This window comes from Paulownia witches'-broom phytoplasma (assembly GCF_019396865.1).
In the GTDB taxonomy this organism is placed as follows: Bacteria; Bacillota_I; Bacilli_A; order Acholeplasmatales; family Acholeplasmataceae; genus Phytoplasma; species Phytoplasma asteris.
The window spans coordinates 528,091-542,584 of sequence record NZ_CP066882.1 but is presented as its reverse complement, the minus strand read 5'-3'; the positions used below and the strand labels follow the sequence as shown (position 1 = coordinate 542,584).

General features: G+C 26.2%; 9 protein-coding genes and 10 pseudogenes. 11 read left to right on the top strand and 8 right to left on the bottom strand.

The features are described 5' to 3' along the window. Window positions 1-11: 11 nt before the first annotated feature. The 7 genes and pseudogenes from tmk to HGD80_RS02865 form a co-directional block, all read right to left on the bottom strand. A pseudogene (tmk, locus tag HGD80_RS02885) lies at window positions 12-660 on the bottom strand (dTMP kinase). Window position 661: 1 nt separating this feature from the next. Beyond that, window positions 662-1,236 (bottom strand): annotated as a pseudogene (locus HGD80_RS04990) (hypothetical protein). Then, entirely contained in the window at window positions 1,236-1,778 is a 543-nt protein-coding gene (locus HGD80_RS04985; RefSeq protein ID WP_264081073.1) for a DnaB-like helicase C-terminal domain-containing protein, read from the bottom strand. Before HGD80_RS04985 ends, HGD80_RS04990 begins: the two are co-directional and overlap by 1 nt. A 115-nt stretch (window positions 1,779-1,893) precedes the next feature. Then, complete coding sequence (locus HGD80_RS05610) at window positions 1,894-2,058, bottom strand: DnaB-like helicase C-terminal domain-containing protein (RefSeq protein WP_318839863.1); 165 nt, start codon at window positions 2,056-2,058, stop codon at window positions 1,894-1,896. A 170-nt stretch (window positions 2,059-2,228) separates the two neighbouring features. Next, window positions 2,229-2,516: a DnaB-like helicase N-terminal domain-containing protein gene (locus HGD80_RS04980; RefSeq protein ID WP_225904288.1), complete on the bottom strand. Its 288-nt coding sequence runs from the start codon at window positions 2,514-2,516 to the stop codon at window positions 2,229-2,231. 55 nt (window positions 2,517-2,571) lie between these two features. Further along, a complete protein-coding gene (locus tag HGD80_RS02870) occupies window positions 2,572-2,814 on the bottom strand; it encodes a DUF2963 domain-containing protein (protein WP_219474352.1) in 243 nt (80 codons plus the stop codon). Between the two features lie 5 nt (window positions 2,815-2,819). After that, window positions 2,820-3,448: pseudogene (locus tag HGD80_RS02865) on the bottom strand (sigma-70 family RNA polymerase sigma factor). 291 nt (window positions 3,449-3,739) lie between these two features. Between HGD80_RS02865 and HGD80_RS02860 the strand changes: the two are divergent. The 11 genes and pseudogenes from HGD80_RS02860 (at window position 3,740) to HGD80_RS02805 (ending at window position 13,093) form a co-directional block, all read left to right on the top strand. Continuing rightward, window positions 3,740-4,509 (top strand): annotated as a pseudogene (locus HGD80_RS02860) (effector). 25 nt (window positions 4,510-4,534) lie between these two features. After that, entirely contained in the window at window positions 4,535-5,446 is a 912-nt protein-coding gene (locus HGD80_RS02855; RefSeq protein WP_219474349.1) for an alpha/beta hydrolase, read from the top strand. Between the two features lie 267 nt (window positions 5,447-5,713). Continuing rightward, window positions 5,714-5,962 carry a hypothetical protein gene (locus HGD80_RS02850; RefSeq protein WP_219474346.1) on the top strand — a complete coding sequence of 83 codons (249 nt, stop codon included), beginning with the start codon at window positions 5,714-5,716 and terminating at the stop codon, window positions 5,960-5,962. A gap of 65 nt (window positions 5,963-6,027) precedes the next feature. Continuing rightward, a pseudogene (locus HGD80_RS02845) lies at window positions 6,028-6,609 on the top strand (lambda-exonuclease family protein). A 38-nt stretch (window positions 6,610-6,647) separates the two neighbouring features. Continuing rightward, window positions 6,648-7,061 (top strand): dTMP kinase, encoded by a 414-nt coding sequence (locus HGD80_RS05445; RefSeq protein WP_264081072.1) that lies wholly within the window; start codon window positions 6,648-6,650, stop codon window positions 7,059-7,061. A gap of 231 nt (window positions 7,062-7,292) precedes the next feature. Then, complete coding sequence (locus tag HGD80_RS02830) at window positions 7,293-7,442, top strand: hypothetical protein (protein WP_219474344.1); 150 nt, start codon at window positions 7,293-7,295, stop codon at window positions 7,440-7,442. Window positions 7,443-7,480: 38 nt separating this feature from the next. Continuing rightward, window positions 7,481-8,103 (top strand): annotated as a pseudogene (locus HGD80_RS02825) (hypothetical protein). A 1-nt stretch (window position 8,104) separates the two neighbouring features. Next, the gene (locus HGD80_RS02820) at window positions 8,105-9,598 is read left to right on the top strand and encodes a replicative DNA helicase (protein ID WP_219474341.1); all 1,494 of its coding nucleotides are present in this window, start codon (window positions 8,105-8,107) and stop codon (window positions 9,596-9,598) included. An 11-nt stretch (window positions 9,599-9,609) separates the two neighbouring features. Further along, window positions 9,610-10,935, top strand: a pseudogene (locus tag HGD80_RS02815) (toprim domain-containing protein). Window positions 10,936-11,099: 164 nt separating this feature from the next. Continuing rightward, a pseudogene (locus HGD80_RS02810) lies at window positions 11,100-11,740 on the top strand (phase variable surface lipoprotein). Between the two features lie 421 nt (window positions 11,741-12,161). Further along, window positions 12,162-13,093, top strand: a pseudogene (locus HGD80_RS02805) (IS3 family transposase). Window positions 13,094-13,423: 330 nt separating this feature from the next. Here HGD80_RS02805 and HGD80_RS02800 read toward each other — a convergent pair. Continuing rightward, window positions 13,424-14,029, bottom strand: a pseudogene (locus HGD80_RS02800) (IS3 family transposase); the annotation flags it as partial. Window positions 14,030-14,494: the final 465 nt, after the last annotated feature.

Here is a 14,494-nt window from a genome sequence, read left to right as displayed (position 1 = left end):
TGTCCCCTTTTTTATAATATTTTTTTATTAATTAAAGTTTTGATTATTTGGGCTAAATTATCTTTTTGTGAGTTGGTTGCATTAATTAAAAAATGCTTGCAATTTTGGTGTTTACAATTTGCATCATTACAGTATTTATGTTGTTTTAAATAATTTTGACGAACATTTTCAAAATAATTTAATGGTTTTTTTTCAATGAGATCTAATTTATGATTTGATTAGGTTTGTTTTCGTTGTAATCCAATTTGGGGGTCAATATCTAGATAGAAAGTTAAATGAGGTTTGAGTAAATGTTGATTAATAATTTTTTGATGTTATTTCATCATCATAATCTATGGAATTACCTTTTCTTTGATAAGCTATAGTCGAATCATACCAACGGTCAACTATAACAAGATGGCCACTAAGTAGATTAGGAATTATCAGTTCATCTTGAATTTGAATCATGTTGGCAAAACTAAGAAAATATTTAGTTTTTGTGGTTGTTGTTTTTTGGTATAAAAACAAATTACTTATTTCGTTTCCAATAGAACTACTTCCTAAACCTTGGTAAACTTTTACTTTTTGTCCTTTATTAATTAAAGATTTTTTTAATTTATTAATCAAAGTAGTTTTGCCACTTCCATCTAGCCCTTCAAAAACTATTAATTTATTCCACATTTTAATTATTTCCTTTCGTATTTTTGATTAAATTAATATCTTTAAAAGATATAAATTGTCTTTGGAATAAGGTATTTACAAAGATATTAGCTTTTTGAGAAAAACAATCAATTACTTTATCAATTCCTTGGACTTTGTCGTTTTTAATTTTATTGTTGAGCCTTTGGGATTCGATAGCATCATTTGTTAATAAGTAATATTCAAAACGCGTATCGAGTTTTTTAGTTGTTGAGCTTCGATGATAGCTTGTTTGTAACGTTCACGGAGGCAAGTTTTAAAATTAAAAGCAACAATTCGTTTGTTTTGGGTAAACAATACTAAATCAAATTTGATATCAGGAATAAAAAATAAATATGTTTGGGGATATTGTTTGGTGATTCCACGATTTCGAAAATAAATTAAAATTAGATATGCGTTAATTTTACCACGCAGTACTTTTTGCTTTTGGGAAGTTGATTTGGTAATTTGAAAATAATAATTCAAACTTTGATGATTTAATTGCATATATTGATTAAAAGGATATTTAAAGTAATTATCAGGTTTGATTTGAGATAAAATTTTTTCTGAAATTAACATTACTTTTCCTCGATTCTTTGGATTTCTTTATCAAAATTAAAGTAACATTGGCCTAATTTACCTGAACGATTTTTAGCAACAATAAATTGGGTAAAATCTTCTACAACATTTGTAAATTGATCTTTTTCATAATAACTTTCGCGATGCAAAAACATAACCATATCGGCGTCTTGTTCAATTGAACCTGAATCTCTTAAATCTGAAAGATTAGGGATTTTAGATTCTCTCATTAAAGTTGCGCGGTTCATTTGGCTTAACGCAATAATAGTAATTTGTATTTCCATTGCTAATTTTTTCAATTCACGAGTAATAATCCCAATTGCTTGATTTAAATTAAGAAATTGGTCGTCTCTTAAAAGGTGTAGATAATCAATAAAAACTATATCAAGTCCTTGGTGAAATTTTAATTGACGGCATTTTCTTTTAACTTCTTCTATTTTGGTATTTCTGTCATCATCAATTAAAATATTTAATTCACTTAATTTTTCTTCTGTTTGCAATAATTGTAACTTTTCTTCACGATTTAATTTTTGTTGTTCCATTTTTTTTGATACTAATCTGAGATTCACAGCTTATTAAACGTTTAATTAATTCTTCGGATGTCATTTCTAAACTAAAAATCAAAATATTATGTTTTTAGGGATATTTTGAAAAACTTTAGCAATATTTGACAGCCAAATTTAACATAAAAGCAGTTTTGCCCATTCCAGTTCTTGCGGCTAAAATATTTAATTGTCCTGGTTTAAAGCCTCCAATTAAATCATCTATATTATTAAATCCTGTTTTAACTCCAACTAAATTATTTTTATTGTGGTTTTCCAAAATGTCTTTGATTACTTTAGAAACACAACTTTTTAAATCTTTAAACTTGGGAGTGAGTTTTTTTCTTAATTTTGCAGTATTTGTTTCTATTAATTCTAAAATCTCTTGGGGAGCTATTTTGCTTCTTGCAATTTGAGATAATTTAGCAATAATAACGCCAATTTCTCTTTTTAAAGATGGTATGTTTCTAAGTGTCGAGGAGAAGGCGTCAAATCAGATAATTCATTTAAATAATCAATTCCTCCTATTTGTTTTAATAATTTTTCATTTTCTAAAATAGCACTTATAGAAGCATAATCAATTTCTTTATTATTTTGATGTAAGATTTTCATGGCTTTAAAAATATATTTATGATGAGGACCGTAAAAGTCAGTTTCTGTAATTTCATTAAAAACTGAAGAAATTATTTCGGGGTTTAAAAGGACAACCCCCAACAAAGCGCGTTCTGCTTCAATCATCTTTCTAACTTCTTTTTTTAATTTGGGTATAAAAAATACCCCTTCAAAAAGGGGTTTAGTTTCTATATTGATTAAAAAGTTTTTCTTCTTTAATAGTTCCGTCAGAATTGTAATAGGTTTCTTTGATTGGTTCTTCTGTTATGGGATTATATTCAGTAATACAATCAATTGTTTTGCCATCTTTATTAAACCAGGTTGTTTTAATAAAATTCCATGTATCAGGGGCATGTTCGTGAATACCACAAATTGTTTTGCCATCAACATTGTAGTAAGTAGTTGTATTTTTTTGATAATTCATATTATTTATTTCCTTTTTATATTTTTTTTTAATTTAGCAATTGCTTTGTTTTTGATAATTTCTACTTGCCTTGGAGATAACTTCAACATTTTACCTATATTTTTGTTGGAATACTCAATTTGAGGGTATTGGTTTTGGTTTTTTAAAGGAATCCCAAAATTTAATCTAATAATTTCGAATTCCTGGAGATTTAAAATAGTTTTAAGTTTTTTGAAGAATAATTCGTGATTAATTTGGTTTAGCCAAATTTGATGGGGGTTTAGATTGTTTGTTTTAATAGATTGGTGTTGTTTTTCTTCAAAAGGAATATTACTTACTTGTTTTTCTTTCCGAAAAATCTTTATGGGAGTTGAAGTAGGTTGTAGGCCTCTGATAAGTTCTGTGATTTTACCTTTAATTGTTGGGATTGCATAAACAATGAAGTCATAACCTAAATCTTGGTAATTATTTAAAGCTTTGATTAGACCTAAAATTCCTTCTTGGTATAAATCTTCTCTTTGAAGTGCTTTAGGGAAATATTTAAATTGTTTAACTATTTTTTTACTAATGGCAAATGCATTTTGATTAATTGATCAAGAATTTCTAAATTCTTTTTATTTTTTAAAAAATCTTTAAATAATTTTTGTCTTAACATTTTATTCCTTCCTAAAAACATTTTTAGAAAAGATAAGAAATTTTTTTAGTCTTGAAAAGAAAAAAAGACTAACTTAATAGTTAGTCTTAAAGAATTTTTAAAAAGTAAAAAGTTGTCCAAAGTTTTGAAACACCTCACTTGTATTAAAGAAGATGTAATACAAATAATTGAGAGCGCAAAGGAAAAGTTAATAATGTAACTTCTTGGTTTAAAAAATGGTTTTAATTAAAATTAAAAAGTTAAATGTGTTAAAATATTGGTATGTTATAAATTACCCGAAAGGAACTAATCATGTTTAATATTAAAAAAATCATTAAATGGGTTTTTATTATTTTAGGAGTACTTCTTTTTTTATTGATTGGTTTATTGTTTTAACCGAAATGGGAATCATTAAATTACCAGAATTACCGAAAGAAGAAATCCCTATTTTAAAAAAAACCAAAACTGATATAAAAAAAGAATGGAAAGAAACTGATCACCGAGGAATAACTCAATCAATGATTGAAGTTCATTATACTTTTGATGGACTTAATAATGGTATTGGCTATTATCAACAACAACTCGCTAACAAAGATAACATCAATTTTTATGAATTAGGAACCATAAAAGACCGCCTTGAAACCCAAAAAGAACCCTCTAACCTCGCTAACTACATCAAAGACCGTCATCCCTTCGACCGTTGGAATAACAGAGGTTTAACTTATTAGAAAACCTCAGTGAATGGATTTGAATTTTCTAGTTTTTATAAAGAAGACGACAGTCAATTATATTTATATGTTAGATTAGAAAAACAATTCAAAGAAGACTCAAGCGGTAATTGCTTAATCCTTAAATATAAAGGCCCTAAACAAATCTTAGACGACGACAAAGACTATTACCTTGGTCACGCTCATGTTTCCAACTCCAATTTCAAATTAACCGATTTCCACCTCCACTTCAACCCAAAAAGAAAAACTTTATCCCTTTACCAAGATAAACACAATAATGATAAAGCCGAAGAAGCAGAAATGAAAAAAACCATCCTGGATAGACATAAAAACATTAACTTTCAAATATATTAAAAAATTAAAGGAGATTTAATAAAAAATGTTTAAATTAAAAAAGAATTTATTATTATTTAATATTTTTTTATTTATTAGTTTATTTTTATTTGTTTTCATTTATAAACAAAAGATCTATGCTTATCCTTTGTTAAACAAAGTTACAACTGGTATTTACACAGAACTAAAAACAGTTGAAAACGCTAAAGCGAATATAATTATTACTCATGGCATTGCTGAAAGTTCTAAAGAATATGAAAAACTAACTAACTATTTAAATCGATCTGGTTATAATGTTTTACTTTATGATATTAGAAGTCATGGACAAAGTAGAAGCGATAATAATAATATAGCGGATATTGATAGTTTTCATACTTTTGTAGATGACTTACATTTAATAGTTAATTCTTTAAAACAAGAAAATAATTTAAAAATTATTTTATTAGGACATAGTTTAGGTGGAATGATTAATAATTGTTATGTTTATAAATATAACGATATTGATGGTGTTATTAATAGTGGTTCTCCGACAAAAATAATAGATTCTGTAATTAATTTTATTAATCCAGAAAATATTCAAAATATGGATAACATTCCAGTAGGTATGAATTATGAAAAATTATCCAGATCACCTTTAACTACAGAAATGAAAAATTGTCGTACTATTAATTTTTTAACACCAAATTTTATAAGAAATACTATGATTTTAAGTATTCAATATTTTCAAGAAAAAATGATAAACGAATTATTTCAATATCCAGTTCCCATATTATTATTACATGGCGGTCAAGATCAAATTATTTTACCAGAAAATAGTCAAGAACTTTTTGATTTGATTCAAAATACAAATAAAAAATTAAAATTGTATCCTTTAAATTATCACAATTTATTTAACGATTTAGATAATGAACAAGTTTATCAAGATGTTATTGAATGGTTAGAACAATTTAATATTTGAAGACCCTCCTCAGGGTCTTTTTTTATTTAATAACACACAACCTTGGAAAGGAAACCAAAAAACCATGTTCATCAAAAAAATCTTTCATTCTTTTACCTAGTAATCTCATCTTTTCCATCATCACTCTACTTTTATTTATTCCAATTATCATCATTTATTATGTCATTAAATTTTATCTTTTCACCGTCAAACTAAGTATTCACTAACTAAAACAAGGAATAGTGGTTCAATTTTACCAATATTTAACCACGAAGCGACTTAATCATCATGTGGAATTTAATTAATACTTGGTTAACTAAGTTAAATAATAACCTTAATACTATCAGTCATTATTTCTTTACTTATCAAAATCAATGGTTAAATTTAGGTTTATTAACAATTCTTTTATTATTTCTTCCCCATCTTTTATATCTAATTGATTTTCTTTTTAAATGTTTTTATCATATAATTAAATTTATTTATTATTTAGGAAAATATCTTTTATTATTATTAAAGAAAATATTTAAGAAAGAATGAATATTATGAGAATAAAAAACTTAAATTAACGCACTAAATTATGGTACCAACACCGAAAAAAATACATCAACACTTCCGGAATCGCTTCCATTATGGGTTTAGACCCCTTTCGTTCCATGGAACAATTAGTCCATGATAAACTTTTCGGGACCACTTTTACCGCTAATTAATATACACTTCATGGACAAAAAATAGAACCTATTGCTAGAGAATTTTTCATACAAAAAAACTAATTTAATTTTTGAAGACACCATTTTTACTGATGATCAAGTTAACCTTTTTTCCGCCTCTTTAGATGGCTACAATGAACAACATCGAGCTGTTTTAGAAATTAAATGTCCTTTTGTGAATGAAAACCAAGAAGTTTCATCCACTTGGACTAGTTTTTTAACTCACCCTCAGTTAGAAAATATCCCCAAATACTACTGGCCCAAGTTCAATTTCAACTCTATTGTTCTCAAGCTAATTTAGCTTATTTTTTAGTTTATTTTACCAACCAAAGTTATCATGTAGTGCGGATTTATCAAGATAAAACATTTATCACTAAAATGATTCAAGCTAGTCAAAAATACTTAGCACTTTTAACTAAAGCCAAAGACGAATTAGAAAAAACAACTTATTTAAACCAATTAAGTAAAATTAAATAATTAATACTTTGAGACCTTCAATTTGAAGGTCTTTTTTTATGCCCAAATATAAAAATCAAAGGAGAAAAGAAATGATGAAATTAATCGTTTTCGAAGGACTTGACGGGAGTGGGAAAACTTCTCTTATTCACGCCCTTCAACCCCTCTTAAAAACCCCTCATCAACTGTATCAAGGCTTAGGGAGTAGTTCACTTGGGAAGGGAATTAGAGATTTATTTTTAAATTTTCAACAAGTAGATGATTTCACTTGTTTTTATTTAAGTCTGGCTAATATGGCTCAAATCCAAGCGGAATTATTTAAAAATCATCAATTAATTATCTTAGACCGTTGGTTACCATCTACTTATGCTTATCAATTATTTCCTTTTTCCAAGGAAAAGAAACAACTTTTCCCTTTAAAAAAGATCTTTAAATTGAATCATGAAACTATCTTAAAAAAACTGATTTATTAATTTATTTAGATATTGACCCTATTATCGGAAGAACTAGAAAGAAAAAACAAAAAAACCATCAAAGAGATCTCATTGAAAGACAATCATTAACTTATTTTCAAACCGTTCGCCAAGGATACAATCATTATCTCACTCATTATACTAGTGGAGTTAATAAATTAATTTTAAATGGAAGTGATTCTATCAAATCCAATGTCAAACAAATTATTAAACAAATAGGAGTACTATCAAATGGCGATCATAATTAAGAAAAAATGCCAAAATGGTAATACCTACTTCTATTTTTCTAATGGAAAAATCAAAACCATTCATAAAGATGGCACCATTACCTGGAAAACAAAAAGAATTTTTAAAACTAAAAAAACCAACAAAAGACCTTAATTTAAAGGTCTTTTTTTATTTAAAGAAAGGAATATCAAATGTTAAATAACCAAGATTTTATGAATATTCAACAATTTAATACTAATATCCAAACTGTGGAGATCTTAAAATGTTTTTTTAACAAAGACACCTTTAATCTTTCTATTAACGAATATATGAAAACCAATCACCCACAATTAAACCATTATTTTAACCAAAATAACATCAACTCTCAAAATCAAAAAGTCATCCGTGGTAAAATCAATGAATATCTTATTTTACTCTATTTTCAAAACCAAGGAATCATTCATTTATATCCTCAAGCTTATTTATTCTTCATCCCCGACATTAAATTTGATTTAGTGTTATTTACGAAAAATAAACGGATTATCGCTTTTAATTTTAAAACATGTCTGCGTGATCGCTATAAACAAGCCATGGTAGAAGGACAACAATTAAAAAACTCGATACTCGTTTTGAATTTTATTTATTAACCAACAACGAACCAGAAACTCAGAGATTAAATCATAAAATCAATCAAGGAAAAGTCCAAGGCATTAATCAAGTAATTAACTTATTTTCCAATTCAGCCAACAATTTCTTACAAAACTTAATTACCCGTCAATTCATCGCTTTTTCTAACATTAACATCATTAAAAAAGAAAAAAAGGAGTTAATATAAAATGTTAACCAACGAACAAAAAGCGTTAAGACAAATTTTAGTCTATCTGAACCAAAATAAAGTTGACCAATTAAATTTTTATTTTCAGCTCATTGCTCCACAATCTTTTTTAGATAAACAACATACCACAATCTTTCAAGCCTTAAAATATTTAACTTTAAACCAGACAAATACTCATCCCTTTGATAAAATCCAATCTCAAACTAAGATCATCAAAGAATTGCTCGCTTATCTTCGAACTCATTTCCCCCAAGATCACTTTACGAAAGAATCATTATCTTTTTTAAGTAATGATTTTAGTAAAGAAAATAACCTTAATTTCTTAGATAACTTAAAACATACCTATACCCAAGAAAAACTGTTCCAACAACTCTTAAAAATTATTAGTCCTTCTTTTGAAAACAAAGATCCTTATTATAAACATCTATACTACCAAGAAATCTTTGATAAATTAAGAAAATTTATGGCTTTGATTCCGCATCAATCAGATAAAACCTTATTAACTTTAAATCAAATGTCCTCTTATCATCCTGAATTTTTTGAAACTGATAACCAAGCAAAACAAAAAATTCAAGAAGAATATTACCGTTTATCAGAAACTTTCCGAGGTTTAAATCAAGCCACAAAAGGCTTTAAAAAAGGTCAAATCATCACCATTGGTGGCTATACTGGTTTAGGAAAAACTACTTTTGTCTACAATCTTCTTTTAGATATCACCAAAACTAAGTATCAAGAAACTCATCATCACCCTCATCTCTTAGTTTTTTCTTATGAAATGACAATGGAGGAAAATTTAAGTCGTTTATTAGCCCACCAAACTCAAATTCCCTTAGATGTTATTTTAGCTAAAAATTGGGAAGACTCAAACATCACTCAACATACCTACATGGAAAGGATGAATGACACTCAACAATTCTTTTCCCAGCTTAACTTATCCTTTAGTTATGATCAAGGTAAAAAAATAGATTATAACATTGATTTAATTTATCGCCTTCATTTAGAAAAACAAGTAGAAATCATCGTTATCGACCACCTTCAAATTACTAAAGCTAGTAATCATTTAGAAAATGACCGTCTAGCCATTGATGAAATTATGACAAAACTCAAACAATTAGCCATGGAATTAAATATTGTTATTATCATTCTCTCACAATTTTCCAGAGATACATACAGTAATTTTGAAGGAAAATCCCCTGAAATCGCCGCTTTAAAAGGAAGTGGTGGCATCGAAACTAACTCTGATATTGTTTTAATGATGTCTGAATTTCAACCCAAACTATCCAAAGACCAAGACAAGCCCTTAAATATCTATAATCAAAATTGTAATCAATTATATTTAGCATCAAAAAACAACGAATCTCAAAAAATCATTGAATTATCTATTAAAAAGAATCGCAGTGGTACCAAAAAGAATTTAGTTTATCACTTTGAAATGACTACGCAAACCTTACAAGAAATCGGTTATATTTTGCCTTATTCATTAGAAAGTTATTAAGGAGTTCATCAATGAATTATCAAGATAAAATAAAATACATTCAAACCCATTTCCCCATGTAAGTTTTATTAAAAAAATTAAATATAATACCACTAAATTTTAACATCAACCACCGTTTCCCTTGTCCCATTCATCAAGGAAAAAATCCTACTTGTTGTCATTTCACTTCTACTAACAAAATTCATTGTTGGAAATGTGTTCGCGATTACGATCTGATTGATGTTTATATGACTATCCGTCAAATTAAATCTTTTTCTAAAGCGATTCAGAGAATAGAAGGATTTATGAATTCTTTCGAATTTAAAACCTTAATCCAACAAGAAAAAGAAACAACGAAAATAACTACGAACCCTTTTCAACAGTTATATCAACCTATTAAACCAAAACCACCAGTTGACGAACAGGGAATTAATATCAAAAAGAAACAATTATTTAAAAAAATCTCACCCTTATTTAACCAAATTAGAGATTATTATCATTATTTATTAATTTCCAACCAAAATAACGAAAGTCAATCAGGAATAGAATATTTAAACTCAAAAAAGAAAACTCACTCTAGAAACTATTAAAGAATTTCAACTAGGTTATGCCCCCTTATCTGATAAACCTTTATCTTTTAGGTTAGTAAATTACTGTCAAAAGAAAAATATTAAGATCGATCAATTATTAGAATATGGTTTTATCAAAGAAAAAACCAATCAACAAAATAAAAAATATTTTCATGATAATTTTCATGGTTCTATTATTATCCCTATTGAAAATGGTTATCATCAAACTTTTCATTTTTATCAAAACCATTTTCGCGAAATTTCTTATTTTCAACCTAAATACCAAGCTTTAACTAATTTCAGTCAAACCCCCACCTTTCATTTTAGTTATCGGTTTTTTTGAAGCGTTACCTTTTATCAAACAAACAAAAACCATCATCATTCATGAAGGTTTTTGATGTCATTAGTTGTTGGCAAAACAATATTAAAAACGTGGTTGGTCTCATTTGTGTCACTCAATTACTTTCTCAATCTCAACTAGAAATTCTCAAAAAAGAGAAGATTAAAGTGATTATCGCTTTAGATAATGATGAAACAGGCCGAAAACGCAGTGAAGTGTTAGGATTACAACTTAAAGAAACAAACATTTTATACGAAATTAGACGTATTTTACCGCCTTACGACCAAACTTGTAAAGATGTCGATGATTTATTGGGTCAATACGGAAAAGAAGCATATCAAAAATGTTTTTTAGACTCTTATCTTTCATATGAAGAGGCCAAAAAGAAAATCATCGTCGATTTAGCGGTTCATTTCTTTGGAGAAGACAAAGTAGAAATAATTAATTAAATTACTTTTTTTACACCAAAATATATAACATCTACACATATAAAAACATTAATACACTCTCATAAAAGTATATATATATATATATATATATATATATATATATCCTAAATTTAACTATTTAGGGTTTTATTTTTATAACAAAAAACCAAATTAAGGAGAAAAAAATGAAAAACGACACTAGCCAAGAAATTAGAATCGGAGGTTGGAACGCGAAAACCACCCCTAACAATTTAACTCAAATTAAAAACTTTTTAAAAATATTAAAAGAAGATTTAATTAATCTCACTATTATCTATCATTCTAAAAAGAAAAACACTTACCAAGAAGCTAATTGCCGTCCCAAAAACCAAACTCTCTTCGTCGATCCTCAAATCTTAGAAGAAATGAAACAAACAAAAATAACCTTAATTAATGATAATTTCTCTTCTAGTAATAGTAAACTATTACTTTCTGATTTAACCCCTCTTAAAAGCCAAAATAACCCCTTAAACACCTCTATCCCCTTTTTCAAATCAATTATCAAAATGAAACTAAAAACCGTATCAAAGAATTAATTGGGAAAATTGATGTCAATAAGTTAGAAACTTTACAGTTATATCAATTAGACCCTCAAAAGCTAGATAAATATCATAAACCTATGAAAACTAACTATAAGAAGAGGTTAAACATCATCTATTATCGAAAAGAAGATTTAAAATATCTTCAATTCTTTTTGACAAAAGATAAACAAGGTTATCGGGTGAAAAAGTTACGTTCTGGTTATTTATCAAATTTAAATAAAAAAGAATTAAAAACAAATAAATAATTTATAAAATTACCATTTTATTACCATTAAGTTACCTTTTTATTGCCACCTTATTACCATGTTACTTTTCATATATTCTTTTTAACAAAAAGCTTATTTAAGGAGTGATATTTGATATTTTATATCGATAATGAATAATGATACTCAATATTTGATATTATCGCATTATCATTTTTCATATCATTATTATTTATCGATATCATAAAAACCTCTTTTGAGGTAATTTTATTTTTTTAATTTATTTCAATCATTAAATCAACTTTAATTTTTAAACTTAACTGCCTTCCCAAGTATTACTATATGTATTATTAAAAACAAAAGATAAACGCACTGAAGCGCTTTATTTATTCCAATAAAAAATCTTTTAGAGTTATAATAGTTGATATATTTAAAATAATTTATAAAGATAATTAGTATTAAGATGCAAAAATTAAAACAAAAAATTAAATTATTACAAAAAATGATTGAAAAAATTAAAAAAATTGATAAAAAATGGTTTTTCATTTAATTAAGCAATTCAATCAAACCCTGAATTTAACCACCATTTTAAAAACAATTCAAATTAAAAGAAGTACTTATTATTGGTTGAAAATAAAAGCTAAACTAAAAGAAAAAGAAGAAAAATACCTGTTACAACAAAAACGGATTAAAGCTTTATGTTTCCATTACCCATATTTTTACGGTCATCGGAAAATCACTGATTTATACCAAAAAACCTTTAACGAATTCATCACCAAAAAAAAGTTTATCTCATCATGAAAAAAAACGACATTAGTTGCCGTTTAAGAATCAAAAAAATTTTACTTGCCATAATTTAAAAAATAATCTCCAAATAATTCCTAATTTAATCAATCAAAATTTTATGGCCACCAAACCCCTCCAAAAACTCTTTACTGACATCACTTATTTCAAAAGGAATCAAGGTTTTCTCTATTTTTCTTGTATTATTGATTCTTTCAACAACCAAATAATTGCTTCTCACACTTCAAACCAACAAAATAAAGATTTAGTTTTAAATACTATTAAAAAACTTCCAAAAATTATTAATCCTTGTATCATTCACTCCGATCAAGGAAAAGTTTATCAATCGCTCCAAATTCAACAAACTTTAACAAAAAAAGGTTTTTTAATCAGCATGTCGAGAAAAGCCACCCCTCGTGATAACGCCATCATTGAAAACTTTTTCGGCCAAATGAAAACAATTTTACAACATCAAAATCCTTTTTATTTCAAAAATCTCCTGATAAAATGAAAAAATTAATTAATCATTTCCCGAAATTTTGGAATAATAAGTGGATTTTAAGTAAATTAAACCATTTAACTCCATCTCAATATATTCAAAATCTAAGATAAATTTTTAGTTGAATTAATTATAAAATATAACCTTGAAAAAGGTTACTTTAGTGCGCTTTTTTTACCTAAAAATAGTAAAATTTAAAAAAATATCATTTTCTTTCATTTTGTTGACGAGTTTTTCATTTTTTTTACCTAACTAGATAGTGAAGCGGTAAAATATTAAAAAAATATCTTTTGAAACTAAAGAATTATCAAAAAAAGTTTAGACACTTTTTTAAACGAAAAAAATATTTCTTTAGTTTGAAAAGATAGGAAATTATCTATTAATTTTTAGTCTTAAAGAACAATTTTAAAATAAAAAGTTGTATGAAAAAAAGGAACAGGGCATTTATTTTGACGGTTTGAAGTGTGGGAGGCAATAATTTGATTATTAAAAGAATCAACAATACACGAAAAATAAATAAATCCTTGGGGAGTGGGAAAATAAGTAATATCGGTAAATAGTTTTTTCATGGGTTGGGAGGCAGTAAAGTTTTGATTAATTAAATTTGGGACTACTTTGAGGTTAGATTTTAAATTTTTATGATAATAATATTTATTTTTCTTAGGCCTTAACTTACAACAAATATTATTTTCTTTCATAATAAGATAAACTTTTTTCTTAGTAATAAATTCGTTAAAAATTTCTTGGTATAAATCAGTAATTTTTCGATGACCGTAAAAATATTCATGTTTCAAACATAAAGTTTGAATTCGGTGCTGTTGCAAAAGATATTTTTCTTGTTTTAATTTTATTTTTTCTTTAATTTTTAACCAATAATAATAAGTACTTCTTTTGATTTGGATAGTTTTTAAAATGGTAGTTAAATTGAGATCTTTGACAAATTGTTTAACCAGTTTAAAAACAATTTTTTTATTAATGGTTTGAATATGGAAAATCATATTTTGTAATAATTTAATTTTTTGTTTTAATTTTTGCATTATTAACACCAATTATCTTAATATTTTTTTAATTACAAAAACAATTATAACTCAAAAATGCATTAAAAATTAATTTTAAAATATATTTATTAAATTATTATATAATATGATTAGTATTCCAATACGAGCGTAGCGAACTAGGCGGCCAGCCGAGGAATATTACAATTAATATATAATTTATTGAATTAAACATTATAAATTTATTATAACATATAATAAATTTATATATACTAATTAAATATAAAACCTACCAAGAGGTTTTATATTTAATTAGTATCATTAATATTATTTTATTTAATATTAAATAAAATAATATTAATGATATATGTTTCTAATAAGGTTAAACCCGAATTAAGTATTAATTATTATAACCCAATTCAAAACAGCCTTGGAGGCTTTTTGAATTGGTGTTTAGGTTTACCCACGGGTTTAACCTTATTAGAAACATACCATTATATAGTTAGGCCGAAAAAATGA

Bases quoted from the DNA above. Each gene is read 5' to 3' on its own strand.
- HGD80_RS02830 (WP_219474344.1), top strand. From the start codon at position 7,293: ATGGCGATCATAATTAAGAAAAAATGCCAAAATGGTAATACCTACTTC.
- HGD80_RS02820 (WP_219474341.1), top strand. From the start codon at position 8,105: ATGTTAACCAACGAACAAAAAGCGTTAAGACAAATTTTAGTCTATCTG.
- HGD80_RS02870 (WP_219474352.1), bottom strand. From the start codon at position 2,814: ATGAATTATCAAAAAAATACAACTACTTACTACAATGTTGATGGCAAA.
- HGD80_RS02855 (WP_219474349.1), top strand. From the start codon at position 4,535: ATGTTTAAATTAAAAAAGAATTTATTATTATTTAATATTTTTTTATTT.
- HGD80_RS02850 (WP_219474346.1), top strand. From the start codon at position 5,714: ATGTGGAATTTAATTAATACTTGGTTAACTAAGTTAAATAATAACCTT.
- HGD80_RS04985 (WP_264081073.1), bottom strand. From the start codon at position 1,778: ATGGAACAACAAAAATTAAATCGTGAAGAAAAGTTACAATTATTGCAA.
- HGD80_RS05445 (WP_264081072.1), top strand. From the start codon at position 6,648: ATGCCCAAATATAAAAATCAAAGGAGAAAAGAAATGATGAAATTAATC.
- HGD80_RS04980 (WP_225904288.1), bottom strand. From the start codon at position 2,516: ATGATTGAAGCAGAACGCGCTTTGTTGGGGGTTGTCCTTTTAAACCCC.